This window comes from Salibacterium qingdaonense (assembly GCF_900114715.1).
In the GTDB taxonomy this organism is placed as follows: Bacteria; Bacillota; Bacilli; order Bacillales; family Marinococcaceae; genus Salibacterium; species Salibacterium qingdaonense.
The window spans coordinates 1-16154 of the sequence record NZ_FOTY01000044.1; the positions used below are offsets into that span (position 1 = coordinate 1).

Below are 16154 nucleotides of genomic sequence, written 5' to 3' on the forward strand. Positions count from 1 at the left end.
AGAAGACCGAGATAGCTGTACACGACATCGCCGTGGGAAATGGCGGCCGACGATGTTAAGCCGGGCATAGATAAGGAATGGAGACGTTTATGTAAGGTCAAGGATTGAAGAAGTTCCCCTATCAAGAGAAGTCCACTGGCAGATATAATATAATTATCCGTTAATTGGATATCAAATCGACGTTTCATTTTTTCACCTTCCGGGTGCATTCATCCAATAAGATGAATAGGATCTTAACCCCTATTTTATCAAGGTTTTGAAGGGTATGTCGAAAGATATTATCACGGATTCAGGTGACAGGATATTCTGTTGAAAGATGGAGCTGTATCAAAAGGTGCAGCTCCTTTTCTGTAATATAGAAAATTCACCCCAGGCAGAAGCGGAAGGCGGCGACGCCAGCGGGAAGAGCAGCAGCCGAAGATCCCATCAAACGGCGGTTTTACCGTTTGATGTAGCTGAGGCGCTGCCCGCGGCAAGCGTCCGCCTGCAGCGGATGCCTTAACGTTTAACGACTTTTGATACAGCCCCTTTTTTTAATCCGGGGGAATTCTCCTTTTTTCCTGTTTTTGTATGGACAAATCGTCGAACGATTCTTCTTTTCTTCATGTTTTCACTGGGCAATAATATACATTGTATGAACAAAAGAGTTGACAAGGACATAAGCAGGGTCTACAATTTGTTTCTTGTGAAGGAGGGTTAGTAGATGAGTTTGAAACAACGTGCCGATTTTTCCGTTCGAAAACCGGGAAAAGGCATGGTTCTGGCTTTGGCTTTTCTTCTGTTGACTGCAGCTGGATTGTTTTATGCCGTGCATGAAACGACGAAGGCAACGGTGACGATTACAAAAGGGGAAGAAACATTCACTGTAGCCACCCACGCAGACACAGTAAAAGGCATGATTGAAGAACAGAACCTTGATGTAAAAGAAAAGGATGAACTCAGCTCATCGATCACCGAACCCATTACCGGCAATATGAATCTGGAATGGAAGCCGGCACGGAAGATAACCGTGTCAAAAAACGGCGAGGCCTCAAGCATCTGGACAACGGCCTCTTCAGTGGGTAAAGTGATCAACAATCAAAACATTGACCTTGGTCCGTACGACGAGTTGAATAAAGAAGTTACCGCACCGGTGAAAGACGGAATGACGGTGGCTTACGAGTCTGCTTTTCCAGTTACCATTAAAGATAATGGAAAAACAAAGGAAGTTATGACAACGACAGCACAGGCAGAAAACATTCTGAAACAGGCAGGAATGACACTGGACAGTAATGACCGCCTCGAAGACGGAAAAAATACGACGATTTCCGAAGAGACGGAACTCGATGTTGTCCGCGTGGAAAAAGTGACCGACGTCGTGCAGGAGAAACAGGAGTTTGCTACGGTGACGCGCAAAGATAACTCTCTTGCAGACGGAGAGGAAAAAGTAGTAAAAAGCGGCAGCAAAGGTGTCGTTGAAAAAAAGTATGAAGTGGTGCTCGAAAACGGAAAAGAAGTATCCCGCGAGCTTGTAGATCAGACAAAAGTGAAAGAAAGTCAGGATAAAGTTGTAGCAGTCGGTCCGACCGATCAGACATCGATCGCGTCGCGTGGAAGCAGCCCCTCTGAAAGCAGTTCTGGTGGACGGACCATCTCCATGGAAGCTACAGCGTACACAGCTGACTGTACCGGATGTTCCGGAATTACTGCGACAGGGATTAATCTAAACGCCAATCCTAACCAAAATGTCGTGGCCGTGGATCCTGCCGTTATTCCACTTGGAACCAGAGTCCATGTTGAAGGCTACGGGGAAGCAGTTGCAGCTGACACCGGCGGCGCTATTAACGGGAATCGTATTGATGTGCATATGCCTACCAACCAGCAGGCTATGAGTTTTGGAAGACGAAACGTACAAGTAACCATTTTGGAATAATATTATATTTATCTTATCCGGGCGTGAAAGCAGGAAGGGTTCCAGCCCCTTCTCTTTCCGCCTTTTTTTTCGCTTTGAATCATAGTATAATAATGCTTGCTGAGAGTTCGGGAGGCTGACATACAGATGAACGTCAAAGAATGTATTGTGGTGGAAGGCAAAGCGGATACGATGGCGGTAAAGCGTGCCGTGGAGGCAGATACGATTGAAACAAACGGTGCTGCTGTCGGGGAAGATGTATTGAAGAGGATTGCGCTTGCCAGTGAGCGGCGCGGTGTTATCATATTCACAGACCCTGATGTCCCGGGCGAGCGGATCCGGCGCATTGTAAGCAGGGAAGTCCCGGGGTGCAGACATGCCTTTTTGACAAAAGCAGATGCCGATTCGGGTGGGGATGGCAGTCTGGGGGTGGAGCATGCCCCGCCTGAGGTCATCCGCCGTGCCCTGCAGTCGGTACGGAACGAAATGCCCCGGACAGCTGAAAAGACAGAGCCTGTCACGCGTCAGGACTTACTGGATGCAGGAATGATGGCAGGAGCGGATTCAAGACGGCGCCGCGAAAAAATGGGCGAGAAATTGAATATCGGTTATTCCAACGCAAAACAGTTTTTACACCGGCTGCATGTTTTTAATATTCAACGTGCAGAGTTTGCACGGGCTGCCGCCGCTGTACTGGAGGAGGAAGAAAGGATTGGCAAGAGACATAGCAGCCCCGGGACGGACGAAAGAAATACTTGAACACCATGGATTTTCTTTTAAAAAGAGCCTGGGCCAGAATTTTTTAATTGACCGGAATATTCTCGAGAAAATTGTCCTTACATCCAAGGCCGGGGCTGAGGACGGCGTCATAGAGATCGGCCCTGGTATCGGTGGTCTGACGGAACACTTTGCTAAAGCTGCGAAGCAGGTGGAAGCGTTTGAAATTGATGGACGTCTGCTGCCGGTGCTGGAAGAGACGATGGCCCCCTGTAAGAATGTTAGAATATGGAATGAAGATATTTTGAACGTGGATATAAGACGAGTACTGTCTGAGAACTTTAAGAATGTGCAGGATATCATTGTAACAGGCAATCTTCCCTACTATGTCACGACGCCGATTATCATGAACCTGTTGGAGCAGCGCCTCCCCATTTCACGAATGGTGTTTATGATGCAAAAGGAAGTGGCTGAGCGCCTGGCCGCTGAACCCGGATCGAAAGATTACGGATCGCTTTCTATTGCCGCGCAGTATTTTGCCGATCCGGTAAAAACCATGGTCGTTCCCAAAACGGTGTTTATTCCAAAACCCAATGTCGATTCCGCCGTTGTCCGCTTTGAGATAAGGGATACTCCGCCGGTAGAGGTGGAGGACGAAGCCTTTTTTTTCCGCGTGATCAAGGCGGCTTTCGCCCAGCGCCGCAAAACAATCTGGAACAACCTGCAGCACAATCTCACCGGACGGGACCGGCGCGAAGAACTGGCGGCTGCTCTGCAGGAGGCAGGGATTGATTCGGGCAGACGCGGTGAAACATTAACCATGCAGGAATTTGCCCGCCTCAGCACTTTTTTGAAGCGGCATCTTCATTAGTAAATACAGCGGACGTCTCCTCTTTTTGAAGGAGACGTTTTTTATGGGCACATTTCCTGCATTATGGAATAGGCTGTCGGGGGAAGGGGGAAGCTGACGTGGAAGTGGAATTGAAAGCAGGAGATCTTGTGACCCGGTATTCCTATAACGGTGACATCATATTCCGGATCACCTCTGTGGACGGCAGAAACGTTGAGCTGGCCGGAGAAGAACTGCGCCTGGCGGCAGATGCTCCAATCGAGGACTTACAGAAAGTGGATGAATCAGAACGGATATCCCACGAAAAGAACCTCCATGAAAAAGAAGAACGGGTCTACAGGCTCTTCCGGCAGGAAGCGCGCTTGATGAAAGAACGGAATGAGCATGAAACATCAGAAGGATATAAGGAAGACACGTCGTATTTTGAAATGCGCGGACGTGTCCTGCATCTGGATGGAGATGCTTATTACCTCTCCAAATGCACCGCGTTGTATGAACGGCTTGGCATTCCTGTCTACGGTGTCCATATTCCCGAAAAGGAGATGCCGGAGCAGATATCTTCCCTTATCGAAATGGTGCGCCCTGATATATTGGTTATTACAGGTCACGACGCTTACATCTCTTCCCGGGGAGCGGAAAATGATATAAAGTCCTACAAACATTCCAAAGTCTTCGGTAGGACGGTGCGGGAGGCGCGGAAAATGGTCCCTCAGCTTGATCAGCTGATTATTTTCGCCGGCGCCTGCCAATCGTATTTTGAATGGCTCATCAAAGCCGGTTCCAATTTTGCAAGTGCTCCGGAAAGAGTGAATATTCATGCGCTGGATCCTGTCTATATCGCCGCCAAAATTAGCCTGACTCCTTTTATGGACCGGATCAGCGCCCTGCACCTCATCCGGCATACCCTCACCGGGCAGGATGGACTGGGAGGACTGGAGACAAGAGGAGTGTTAAGGCGTGGATCGCCCTGGAAAGATGAAGCCCGGACTCTGTCGGGAGAGAAGAAAAAGTGAAACACAACCGGAGCGGACTTCGTTCCGGTTTTATTTTGTAGAATAAAATGGAAAAAGAAGCATAAACTTAGGAAAGGAAATCATTTCTCCATAAAAATTGTTTGACAAACGATCCGGAAAGTTGATAACATAATACGTTTGCTTGACAAAACGGGTGGGGATTGTTACACTATTAAATAGTGAGGTGGGTCTGTAACTATGGGAAAAACATTGATTGAAATTAAAGAATCACTGGACGCCAATGTAGGGAAAAAGATCACGATCACAGCAAATGGAGGCCGTAAGAAAACAATTGAACGTTCCGGTCTGCTGGAAGAAACATATCCTTCGGTGTTTATTGTGAAACTCGACAAGGACAAGCACTCAGTGGAGAGGATTTCGTACAGTTATACGGATGTACTCACCAAATCGATTCAATTGACGATGCTTGGTGAAGAAGAACTTCAAGCTTAAAAAAAGGACATGCTACAGGAAACGGAATAAAGTGGCTTTCTGCGGATAAGCAGAAGGCTATATTTATGTCTGCTTCCGGACATACTAAACCATGCCTGCAGGGCTTTCATTCAGATGTGAAGGAGATGGGTGGGATGAGCCGGAGACGCGGTATCATGTCAGATCAACTGAAAACGGAAGCAGCAAAGGAATTAGGGTTTTATGATACAGTTCAGCGTGAAGGATGGGGCGGTATTAAATCCCGTGACGCCGGTAACATGGTGAAACTTGCTGTACAGATGGCGGAGCAGCACATGCAGGACGCCAACCGTTCATAACCCGCAGGCATGAAGCAAGGCACCGGGAGGTTCTCCCGGTGCTTTTTTCATCATTGGCACAAAGTATAACCCCTGTGTGTTATAGTTCAAGCTGTACACATTTCTTTTTTTAAACTAAAATATATAAAGATGTAAACGTTAGAATCGGAAATGCGGCGCGGCAGCGAAGAGAAGGGGAAGTGAATGGTGAAACAATCAATAAAAGCTCCTGCCAAAATAAATTTAAGCCTCGATGTGCTGGGGAAGCGGGCTGACGGCTACCACGAAGTGAAAATGGTGATGACCCAGGTGGATTTATCAGACAGGCTTGATATGGAACAGCGGGAGGACGGTTTGATCCATGTGGAAATGTCGGAAGGGTTTCTCCCCGCCGACTCGCGTAACCTCGCCTACCAGGCTGCTGTCCTTTTGAAACAGCACTGTGGTACGAAGATGGGGGCGTCCATTTACATATACAAAAAAATTCCGGTGGCTGCCGGTCTGGCCGGCGGAAGCAGTGATGCGGCGGCGGCCCTTAGAGGGTTGAATGAACTTTGGGACCTTGGCCTTTCGCTGGAGGAACTCGCAGACCTTGGTGCTGAACTTGGTTCGGATGTTCCGTTTTGTGTTCACGGCGGGACGGCCCTTGCCACCGGGCGGGGAGAATGTATTGAAAAAATTCCCGATCCTCCGTCATGCTGGGTGGTTCTTGCAAAACCTCCGGTCGGAGTTTCTACAGGGGATATCTATAAACGAATGCGGACCGAAGATATAAGCAGCACGTCTGCTGATGCGATGAATGCTGCTATCCATGATTTTAATTACTCTGCTATCTGCCGCTCCCTTCATAACGCACTGGAACAGGTGACACTGCCGATGTATCCGGAAATCAAGCAGATTAAGGAGCGGATGAAGGCATCGGGGGTCGACGCTGCTTTAATGAGCGGCAGCGGCCCGACAGTCTTCGGCCTTGTTAAAAAAGAAGCGAAACTGCACCGCGTGTACAACGCACTCCGTGGTTTCTGTGAGCAGGTCTACGCCGTTCGGCTTCTGGGAGAGAAACAACCTTGATGAAATCCGTATAAAAATGGTATATTCTGATTATATTATTCGGTTTTTATGGAGGAAGTGATGCAGAATATGAAACGAAGCGGCCGATTGGTGGATATGACGTACTATTTAATTCAGCATCCACATCAGCTGGTTTCACTCAGCTATTTTTCAGAACGGTACCAATCAGCCAAGTCCTCCATCAGTGAAGACTTAACGATTGTTAAAGATATTTTTGAGTCGCAGGGATTTGGCTCTTTGTGGACGATTCCCGGTGCAGGCGGAGGAGTGAAGTATGTGCCGGCAGTTTCGCTGCAAGAAGGCACAGAGCTCGTTGAGTCGCTTTGCACCAAACTGGAAGATAAAGAACTGCTGCCGGGCGGCTATTTATACATGATGGATGTTCTCGGCAATCCACGGCTGATGAACGACATTGGGAGGCTGTTTGCTTCGGTGTATGCCGAGCGCCGGATTGATGCGGTTATGACGGTGGCGATGAAAGGCATTCCGCTCGCCTATTCGATCGCTTCTCATCTCGATGTGCCGGTCAGTATTGTTCGGAGGGACCACCGTGTAACGGAAGGGTCTATGGTAAGTATCAACTACGTCTCCGGTTCCGCAAAACGGATTCAGACGATGTCGCTTTCAAGAAGAAGTCTGCAGGAAGGATCCAACGTGCTGATAGTAGATGACTTCATGAAAGCAGGCGGGTCCGTGCGGGGTATGATGGATCTTCTCCATGAATTCAATGCCAACGTTGTTGGTATCGGCGTTCTGGTTGAGGCTGAGGATGTAGAGGAACGTCTTGTAGAAGACTATGTCTCGATAGCCCGTCTGGAAAAAGTTCACGAGAGAGAAAAACAGGTAAAGGCAGTTCCGGGAAATTTTCTTGATACATTAAAAGAGGTGAATACGTGATGGAACCGATTCATACAGACAAAGCGCCGGAAGCGATAGGGCCGTATTCCCAGGGGATCAAGGCAGGCAGCGTATTTTACAGCTCTGGTCAGATTCCTTTGACACCTGATGGTGAGATGGTGGAAGGCGGACTGCGTGAACAGACGCATCAAGTGTTTTCAAATGTGCAGGCTGTGCTCGAAGAGGCAGGAGCTTCTTTGGATACAGTGATTAAAGCGTCTGTCTTCACAACCAGGATGGAAGACTTCTCTGTCATCAATGAGATTTACAGCGGGTATTTTCATTCGCACCAGCCGGCGCGCTCCTGCGTCGGGGTGGCAGCGCTCCCGAAAGGAGCACTCATCGAGATAGAAGTTACCGCCTTCGTGAAATAAAAAAACAACTATTTTCCCGCCGAATGGCGGGTTTTTTTACGTTGGAAGAGAGGGTGCTATCTTATCAAGATATAAAATAAAAATAATTTTTTTCTATCAAAAGAAGGAAAACCCTGCCTATCTGTTGAAGGGTATGGCAGAACTATTTTTATATGGAAAAAGGTGGTGAAAAAATGCAGGTTACAGACGTCAGGCTTCGACGGGTAAATACGGAAGGCAGGATGCGTGCTATCGCATCGATTACAATGGACGGTGAGTTTGTTGTGCACGATATACGGGTCATTGACGGAAATAACGGACTGTTTGTTGCCATGCCCAGCAAACGGACGCCGGATGGAGAGTTTCGGGACATTGCCCATCCGATTTCTTCCCATACCCGGGAGAAAATTCAGACAGCAGTCCTGGGTGAGTATGAGCGTCAGGGAGAGTTTGAAAAGCCGGAATACGAAGAAGCCGGTGCCTCCTGAAAAGCTGGATAGAAATCGAGAGGTATCGTTACAGCTATTATACTTACGTTATCAGGCGGAGCCCGTTTCCAGAGCGGCCGCCTGATTTTTGTTTTCCTTTACCTTCAATAATATTCCATCATCCGCCGGTGGTGTTTAATCCAGCGTCTTTCCTTGAAATATGAAGGCTTTTAGGATATATTCGTAGGGGAAAAAACGGTGAGTTGGAGGCAGAGGAATGAACAATCGTTATGGGGTAGTGCTGGCTGCAGGCCAGGGAAAACGAATGAAATCCGATCTGTATAAAGTACTTCACCCTGTATGCGGCAGACCGATGGTGGAGCATGTTGTCAATCAGGCTGCTGAAGCGGGGCTCGATGATATTGTGACCGTTATAGGACACGGCGCTGAAGCTGTGAAAGAGCATATTGGTGATCGTGTTTCTTATGTGCTGCAGGAAGAGCAGCAGGGAACAGGGCATGCTGTGATACAGGCAGAAAATCATCTGAAGGATAAAGAAGGAGTGACGGTTGTTCTTTGCGGGGATACCCCGTTGATACGCGCGGAAACGGTGGAGTCATTAATAGAGCACCACGAACAGACTAAAGCCAAGGCAACCGTTCTGACCGCTCATGCGCATGATCCTTCCGGTTACGGCCGGGTTCTTAGAAATGACAAAGGACAGGTGCAGCGCATCGTGGAAGAAAAAGATGCCGGTCCAGCGGATAAGAAGGTTACCGAAATCAATACAGGCACATACTGTTTTGACAACAAGCTGCTTTTTGAGGCACTTCGGGAAGTTGGAAATGAGAATGCCCAGGGAGAATTCTACCTGCCGGATGTTCTTGAGATACTAAAAAGCCGGGGTGAAGTGTTATCGGCCTGGCAGACAGCGGACTTTTCAGAAGCCATCGGTGTGAACGACCGGGTGGCACTGGCCGAGGCCGAAAAGGCGATGAAAAAGCGGATTAACACATATTGGCTGAAAGAAGGAGTAACGATTGTGGATCCGGATCACACCTATATTTCTCCGGACGCCGTTATAGGCCGTGATACGACCCTGCATCCCGGCACTATTTTGAATGGAGCGGTAGAGGTTGAAGGTAATTGTGACATCGGTCCGCATTCAGAGATCACGGACAGTTGTATCGGTGACGGCTCCATCGTACGGCAGTCGGTGATTTCCGACAGCCGTATCGGGTGCCGCGTGAAAATAGGTCCCTATGCCCATATCCGCCCGGCTTCAGAATTGGCCGATGATGTGAAAATCGGTAATTTTGTCGAAGTGAAAAAATCATCCTTCGGAAATGGAAGCAAAGCACCTCATCTCAGCTATATCGGAGACGCAGAAGTCGGCGACCGGGTGAATATGGGGTGCGGTTCGATTACAGTCAACTACGATGGAAAGCAAAAGTATACGACAACCATTGAAGACGACGTGTTTGTAGGCTGTAATGCCAATCTGATTGCGCCGGTGAAGGTGGAGGAAGGTGCCTACGTTGCTGCGGGATCCACGATCACAGATGATGTGCCGGAACATTCTCTGTCGATCGCACGGTCAAAACAGACCAACAAAGAAGGTTACGTGAAAAACAAGGAATAAGGTTTTCACATTATATTTACGGAGGGAATAATCCATGCCAATTTACGACGATCCTTATCTAAAGGTGTTCACTCTGAACTCCAACCCTGAACTTACCCAGCAGGTAACCGATCAAATCGGAGTAGAGATGGGAAAAAGTTCTATTAAACGTTTCAGTGACGGGGAAATACAGGTGAATATCGAAGAAAGCATCCGGGGCTGTGACGTTTTCCTGGTACAGTCCACATCTGAACCGGCAAATGAGCATCTGATGGAACTTCTGATTATGATTGATGCGATGAAACGGGCTTCGGCGGCAACTATTAATGTCGTTATCCCTTATTACGGGTATGCCCGCCAGGACCGGAAGGCTAAATCGAGACAGCCGATTACCTCCAAGCTTGTTGCCAACCTGATCGAAACGGCAGGGGCCACCCGGGTTCTGAGTGTCGACCTGCATGCCTCCCAGATTCAGGGATTTTTCGATATTCCAGTGGATCAGCTGCTCGGGGAGCCGATTTTATCGAAACATTTTCAGGATAAAGGCGTGGAAGATACTGTGATTGTATCCCCGGATCACGGCGGCGTCGTCCGGGCAAGAAAAATGGCGGACCGCCTGCATGCGCCGATTGCCATTATTGATAAGCGTCGTCCGGAGCCGAATGTTTCGGAAGTGATGAATATTATTGGGGACGTTGAAGGACGGACAGCCATCATTGTGGATGATATCATTGATACGGCAGGAACGGTGACGCTCGCTGCGGATGCTCTGCTTGAAAAAGGTGCCAAAGCAGTATATGCCTGCAGTACGCATCCTGTTCTGTCCGGACCTGCCATTGAACGGATAGAGAACTCCAATATTGAAGAACTGGCTGTAACCAATACAATTGTTCTTCCGGAAGAAAAGCAGACAGAAAAGATCACTCAGCTGTCGGTGGCTCCGCTTATTGCAGAAGCCATCATCCGTGTTCATGAACAGACATCGGTCAGCACATTGTTCGATTAACGTTTTGAAAACACGGCAGCATATTGATATTCAGGAAGCAAAATGGTATAATCCTTTCTCAGGTGAGTTTGAAAATAGATTCCCTAAATGATAATAGAACGAGGTGAATATTTATGGCTGTAGTACTGGAAGCCAATCCAAGAACGGATTTAAGAAAATCTGTATCCAAACAGCTTCGTGCCGAGGGACATGTGCCGGCTGTTCTCTATGGCAAAGATACAGCAAGCACAGCAGTTTCTGTTCCTAATGTCACGTTTATCAAGACGATTCGTGAAGTGGGACGTAACGGTATTATCGAACTGGACGTAGGTGGAGAATCCGGCAAGCACACAGTGATTGTCCACGACATGCAGGTGGACCCAATCAAAGATTATCTCGTACACATCGATTTCTTTGAAGTCGACCTCAAATCAGAAATGGAAGCAGACGTTTCCGTTAATCTTACAGGCAATGCGCCTGGTGAAAAAGAAGGCGGCGTTCTTTCTCCACTTCTTTACCACATCACCGTACGGGCTCTGCCGACAGATATTCCGGAAGAAATCACTGTGGATATTTCAGAACTTGGCGTCGGAGATGCTGTGCAGATCGGAGACCTTTCTGCCGGCAAAGCATATGAATTCGTGAACGAACCGGAAGAAACGGTTGTAACGATTCAGCCGCCGGAGCAGGAAGAGCCTGAAGACACAGGAGATGCTGCGGAACCTGAACTTGTCGGCGCTGAAGACAAGGACGAGGCAGGCAGCGATAACAACTAATTATGATACAGCAGTGGAAAAGGTATAGCCGTAGCTCGGTTATGCCTTTTTACTGTGCAAAACGAAGCAGGCAGAAAAGAGGGACGGCCCATGAAGGTAATTGCAGGTCTTGGCAATCCCGGCCGGAAATACGAAAAAACACGGCACAATGTGGGCTTTCTGGCAGCGGATCGTCTGGCTGAGAATCTGAACGTTTCCTGGAAAAAAGAAAAAAAGAGCCGGACTGCCGAAACGGTCATGGATGGAGAAAAAGTTTTTATCGTAAAACCGCTTACGTATATGAACCTTTCCGGAGAGGCACTTCAGCCTCTTATGGATTTTTACCAGATTCCCGCGGAGAACCTTTTGGTGATCTACGATGATCTGGATTTATCACCGGGAGCGCTTCGTCTCCGCCTGAATGGAGGGCACGGGGGGCATAACGGTCTGAAGTCTATTTTTCAGGAACTGGGAACGAAAGAGTTCAAACGCATACGGCTTGGTATTGGACGCCCGGATTCAGGAAACGATGTCATCTCCCACGTTCTCGGAACATTTGCGCCGGAAGAGAAAAAAGAAATGCAGGAATCTATACCGCTTGCAGCCAAGGCGGCTGAGTCCTGGCTCTCCCATTCTTTTGCGGAAGTGATGAATCACTATAACAGGAAAAATTAGCCGGTGTGTCTGTATACCATCTTCTTTGCCGGTCATACTAGGAAGAAACCCTTCTCAAAGGAGCTTTTTGTATGGCAATCTGTTATTACTGCAGGCATTGCAGTAAAGATATCGGGACGTTGGAAGATGAGGAACTGCTTGTGTCGTCCAAGCTCGGGCTGGACCAGCTGACAGACGAGGAGCAGCAGCAGATGATCCATTACGGCTCGGACGGTCACGTTCATGTGAGAGTGACGTGTGAGCATTGTGAAGAAGCACTCCGGCAGAATCCCCATTTTCATGAATTGGACAGGTGGATTCAGTAACTAATTGGCATATGCAAAACACATCGGGACTGGTCTTTCGTAAACAGAATGCGGGGAAAAGACCAGCCCTTTTTCTTATTAAAAAAAGAATGCTGTTTTCTATTCGATTCATTCATGGGATGATAGATGGAAAGATACAGGAACGCGCGGCTGCGTGAGAGCCGTGGTACGGGAATGAAGGAGGAACGAGTGTCATGAAGGGATTGCAGAACGCTCTGTCCACGAATGACCATGTAAAAGCGGTATTGGAAGGCATTCAACATGGAATGAAAGAACAACTGGCAGCGGGATTGAGCGGCTCTGCCCGCTCTTTGTTCATGGCTCTTGCCAAAGTGGAAGTGGACCGGCCCCAGCTTATTATCACCCATACGCTGCTGCAGGCCCAGAAACTGTACGAGGATCTCGTTGATTTGACGGACTGTCCGGTATATTTATATCCGGTCAATGAATTGATAGCTTCTGAAATAGCGTCGGCGAGTCCGGAAATGAGAGCACAGAGGATTGAAGTACTGGATGCACTGACAAATGGTTTCCGGGGAATTGTGATTTCTCCGGTAGCCGGTGTGCGCAGGCTGCTTCCGCCGGTTGATCTCTGGAAAGAGTCACAGGTTACGGTGAAAATGGGGGAAGATGTCGATCCTGAAACACTGCTGCCACGGCTTTTGTCTCTTGGATATCAACGGGCGGATATGGTATCGGCACCGGGGGAATTCAGTCTGCGCGGCGGCATCATTGATATATATCCTATTACGGAAGAATACCCGGTCCGGATTGAACTATTTGATACGGAAGTGGATTCCCTGCGCTACTTCCAGGCAGCGGATCAACGTTCACTGGAACATCTCCAGGAAATCTTAATCGGGCCCGCCGAGGAGACAATTTTATATACAGAACAGTTTGAAAAAGCGGCAGAACATCTGGAGCAGTCACTTGCAGAAACGCTGCAGCATGTTCAGAATGAGGAAATTAAGGAAAAACTGCGGTCTTATCTCGGGTATGAAAAAGAACAGCTCGAGGAACAGAACCGTTTTCAGGGCATTTATAAATATATGCGGTATTTTTACGAACAACCTGCAACGTTACTGTCTTATTTTCCGGACGACACGGTCCTCTTTATGGATGAGATCAGCAGAGTCCAGGATATGGCGGAGAGTCTGGACAAGGAAGAAGCCCAGTGGTCGGCGGATGTGCTGGAGCAGGGACAGGCACCGAAAGATCTTACCCTGTCGAAGGACTTTGAGAATCTGTTTAAAGAAAAAAATCATCCGATGGTCTATTTTTCTCTGTTTCTCAGAAACATTCCATCCATCAATCCCCAGAACGTAGCCAATATCCAGTGTAAAGCCATGCAGCAGTTTCACGGCCAGATGCATGTGCTGCAGAATGAAATGGAGCGTTGGAAAAAAGACGGGTACACGGTCGTTTTCGCTGCGGCGGATGAGGAGCGGATGAACAAACTGCAGAATGTTCTCTATGATTACGGCATGGAGGCGGATAAAGCGGATCCGGGCGGTCCCTTCACCCCGCAGCGGCCGTCGATCATCAAGGCTCAGTTGAACAGCGGCTTTGAACTGCCTATGGAAAAAACAGCCGTCATCACCGAAGAAGAGACATTCACGAAAAAAGTCAGCCGGCCTCAGCGTCGGCAGAAACTGTCCAATGCAGAACGGATTAAAAGCTATTCCGAACTGAAAACCGGGGATCTCGTCGTTCACGTCAATCACGGCATCGGCAAATACCTCGGTATTGAAACGCTTGAGGTCAACGGAGTGCACCAGGATTATCTCAATATCTCCTACCGCGGCAATGATAAGTTGTATGTTCCGGTGGAACAGATTGATCTTGTCCAGAAATATGTCGCTTCGGAGGAAAAAGAGCCGAAAGTCCATGCGCTTGGAGGATCGGAATGGAAAAAAGTGAAGCGGAAAGTGGAGTCCTCCGTGAAGGATATTGCCGATGACTTGATTAAAATCTACTCGGCAAGAGAAGCCTCCAAAGGTCACGCGTTCAGCAATCATGAAGAAGAAGAACAGGAATTTGCGGCCACGTTTTCCTATCAGGAAACAGAGGATCAGCTGAAAGCGATTCAGGAGATCAAGGAAGATATGGAACGGGAGCGCCCGATGGACCGTCTTCTGTGCGGGGATGTCGGTTATGGTAAAACAGAAGTGGCCATCCGCGCGGCCTTTAAGGCGATTTTGGATGGAAAGCAGGTGGCGATGCTCGTCCCGACCACCATTCTCGCCCAGCAGCATTTTGACACATTGACCGAACGTTTTGCCGATTACCCGATCAACATCGGCATGCTCAGCCGGTTCCGGACAAAAAAACAGCAGTCCGATACGATCAAGAGTCTCAAGACAGGCGGACTGGATATTGTTGTCGGCACACACCGGGTATTGTCCAAGGATATTACGTTTAAAGACCTGGGGCTCTTGATTGTTGATGAGGAGCAGCGTTTTGGCGTGACACACAAAGAGAAAATTAAGCAGTTGAAGGCCAACATCGATGTTTTGACGCTGACAGCAACACCGATTCCACGTACACTGCACATGTCGATGCTGGGCGTCCGCGATCTTTCTGTCATTGAAACACCGCCTGAAAATCGTTTCCCCGTCCAGACGTATGTGATGGATTACAATCCATCGCTTGTGAAAGAAGCCGTCGAGCGGGAGATAAGCCGGGGCGGGCAGGTGTATCTTTTGTACAACCGGGTCGATGATATCAGCAGAATGGCCGATCAGGTCTCGATGCTTGTCCCGGACGCTGAAGTAGCCTATGCCCACGGCAGGATGAATGAACAGGAACTGGAGTCGGTCATGATCGATTTTCTGGAAGGGAATAAAGATGTGCTCGTCACGACGACCATCATTGAGACCGGTGTCGACATCCCGAATGTGAACACGCTCATCATCTATAATGCGGACAACATGGGACTGTCCCAACTCTATCAGATCAGGGGAAGAGTGGGGCGTTCCAACCGTGTTGCCTATGCGTATTTCACGTACCAGCGGGATAAGATATTAACCGAGATTTCAGAAAAGCGCCTGCAGGCAATCAAAGAATTCACCGAGCTTGGCTCCGGCTTTAAAATTGCGATGCGGGATCTGTCTATCCGCGGAACCGGGAATCTGCTCGGCGCGGAGCAGCATGGGTTTATTGAATCTGTCGGTTTTGATCTCTATTCTGAAATGCTTAAAGAAGCGATTGAGGAGCAGAAAGGAGAAGCGCCGAAAGAAACGGAGCCGGAGATGGAAATGGATGTGCGGCTGGATGCGTATATTCCTGCGTCTTATATCGATGATTCCAAGCAGAAGATTGAAATGTACAAACGATTCAAGGGGCTGGAGAGTCTTGAAGACCTGCGGGATCTTCAGGACGAAATGATCGATCGTTTCGGCGGATACCCCCAGGAAACAGCGGACCTTTTTGCGGTGTCAAAAATCAAACTGCTCGCAAAGCAAAACGGCGTACAGTCTATCACGCAGCAGTCCGGCCAAACGACGATTCTGCTTTCGGAGCAGGCAAGCCAGGCTACAGACGGTGCGGCTCTTTTTGAAGCTGTGCATGAGTTCGGAAGAGAAGTGGGTATCGGCGCGGAAGAACAGCGGATCAAGCTGGCGGTGCATCAACGTAAAATGTCCAGCCGGCAGTTCCTGGACATTATGGAAGCGCTGATGACAAAACTTTCGGAGACGAAAAAAGAACCCGAAGAGACGGCTTCCTCCTGACATTATACTGTGGAAAGTCCCTCCCTCTTTGTAATTAATTATTCTTCCACATGCTCTTGTTTTCTCAGAATTTCTAACCTATCAATGATCACCAGCTAGATGCGTTCCCACCT

At 48.6% G+C, this 16154-nt stretch carries 17 protein-coding genes and 1 pseudogene; 17 read left to right on the top strand and 1 reads right to left on the bottom strand.

Annotated elements, in window-relative coordinates; genetic code table 11:
• Positions 1-188: pseudogene (locus BM058_RS16995) on the bottom strand (IS1380 family transposase); the annotation flags it as partial.
• A gap of 128 nt (positions 189-316) precedes the next feature.
• On the opposite strand from BM058_RS16995, the gene BM058_RS17000 reads away from it, so the two are divergent.
• The 17 genes from BM058_RS17000 to mfd all read left to right on the top strand — a co-directional run bounded on the left by BM058_RS17000 (position 317) and on the right by mfd (position 16041).
• Positions 317-502 carry a hypothetical protein gene (locus BM058_RS17000; protein WP_090925470.1) on the top strand — a complete coding sequence of 62 codons (186 nt, stop codon included), beginning with the start codon at positions 317-319 and terminating at the stop codon, positions 500-502.
• 201 nt (positions 503-703) lie between these two features.
• Positions 704-1912 (top strand): G5 and 3D domain-containing protein, encoded by a 1209-nt coding sequence (locus tag BM058_RS17005; protein WP_090928723.1) that lies wholly within the window; start codon positions 704-706, stop codon positions 1910-1912.
• Between the two features lie 126 nt (positions 1913-2038).
• On the top strand, positions 2039-2650 hold the full coding sequence (rnmV, locus tag BM058_RS17010) for a ribonuclease M5 (protein WP_143083063.1): 612 nt from the start codon (positions 2039-2041) through the stop codon (positions 2648-2650).
• Positions 2604-3479 carry a 16S rRNA (adenine(1518)-N(6)/adenine(1519)-N(6))-dimethyltransferase RsmA gene (rsmA, locus tag BM058_RS17015; protein ID WP_245737082.1) on the top strand — a complete coding sequence of 292 codons (876 nt, stop codon included), beginning with the start codon at positions 2604-2606 and terminating at the stop codon, positions 3477-3479. The genes rnmV and rsmA overlap by 47 nt, the downstream gene beginning before the upstream one ends.
• A 104-nt stretch (positions 3480-3583) precedes the next feature.
• Complete coding sequence (yabG, locus tag BM058_RS17020) at positions 3584-4471, top strand: sporulation peptidase YabG (protein WP_090928758.1); 888 nt, start codon at positions 3584-3586, stop codon at positions 4469-4471.
• A gap of 198 nt (positions 4472-4669) precedes the next feature.
• On the top strand, positions 4670-4924 hold the full coding sequence (locus BM058_RS17025) for a Veg family protein (protein ID WP_090928728.1): 255 nt from the start codon (positions 4670-4672) through the stop codon (positions 4922-4924).
• 134 nt (positions 4925-5058) lie between these two features.
• Positions 5059-5241, top strand: coding sequence for a small, acid-soluble spore protein, alpha/beta type (locus BM058_RS17030; protein ID WP_090928761.1), 183 nt, complete (start codon positions 5059-5061; stop codon positions 5239-5241).
• 186 nt (positions 5242-5427) lie between these two features.
• A complete protein-coding gene (gene ispE / locus BM058_RS17035) occupies positions 5428-6291 on the top strand; it encodes a 4-(cytidine 5'-diphospho)-2-C-methyl-D-erythritol kinase (protein WP_090928763.1) in 864 nt (287 codons plus the stop codon).
• Positions 6292-6351: 60 nt separating this feature from the next.
• Positions 6352-7188 (top strand): pur operon repressor, encoded by an 837-nt coding sequence (gene purR, locus BM058_RS17040; protein ID WP_090928731.1) that lies wholly within the window; start codon positions 6352-6354, stop codon positions 7186-7188.
• Positions 7188-7562 (top strand): RidA family protein, encoded by a 375-nt coding sequence (locus BM058_RS17045; protein ID WP_090928733.1) that lies wholly within the window; start codon positions 7188-7190, stop codon positions 7560-7562. Before purR ends, BM058_RS17045 begins: the two co-directional genes overlap by 1 nt.
• Before the next feature lie 173 nt (positions 7563-7735).
• Entirely contained in the window at positions 7736-8029 is a 294-nt protein-coding gene (gene spoVG / locus BM058_RS17050; protein ID WP_090928736.1) for a septation regulator SpoVG, read from the top strand.
• Positions 8030-8246: 217 nt separating this feature from the next.
• Entirely contained in the window at positions 8247-9611 is a 1365-nt protein-coding gene (gene glmU / locus BM058_RS17055) for a bifunctional UDP-N-acetylglucosamine diphosphorylase/glucosamine-1-phosphate N-acetyltransferase GlmU (protein WP_090928740.1), read from the top strand.
• Positions 9612-9645: 34 nt separating this feature from the next.
• Positions 9646-10596 (top strand): ribose-phosphate diphosphokinase, encoded by a 951-nt coding sequence (locus tag BM058_RS17060; RefSeq protein WP_090928743.1) that lies wholly within the window; start codon positions 9646-9648, stop codon positions 10594-10596.
• A gap of 113 nt (positions 10597-10709) precedes the next feature.
• Positions 10710-11351, top strand: coding sequence for a 50S ribosomal protein L25/general stress protein Ctc (locus tag BM058_RS17065; RefSeq protein WP_090928746.1), 642 nt, complete (start codon positions 10710-10712; stop codon positions 11349-11351).
• A 90-nt stretch (positions 11352-11441) separates the two neighbouring features.
• The gene (gene pth, locus BM058_RS17070; RefSeq protein ID WP_090928750.1) at positions 11442-12005 is read left to right on the top strand and encodes an aminoacyl-tRNA hydrolase; all 564 of its coding nucleotides are present in this window, start codon (positions 11442-11444) and stop codon (positions 12003-12005) included.
• A gap of 71 nt (positions 12006-12076) precedes the next feature.
• Positions 12077-12310 (top strand): anti-sigma-F factor Fin family protein, encoded by a 234-nt coding sequence (locus tag BM058_RS17075; RefSeq protein WP_090928753.1) that lies wholly within the window; start codon positions 12077-12079, stop codon positions 12308-12310.
• A gap of 194 nt (positions 12311-12504) precedes the next feature.
• Positions 12505-16041 (top strand): transcription-repair coupling factor, encoded by a 3537-nt coding sequence (gene mfd / locus BM058_RS17080; protein ID WP_090928755.1) that lies wholly within the window; start codon positions 12505-12507, stop codon positions 16039-16041.
• The last annotated feature ends 113 nt before the right edge of the window (positions 16042-16154 follow it).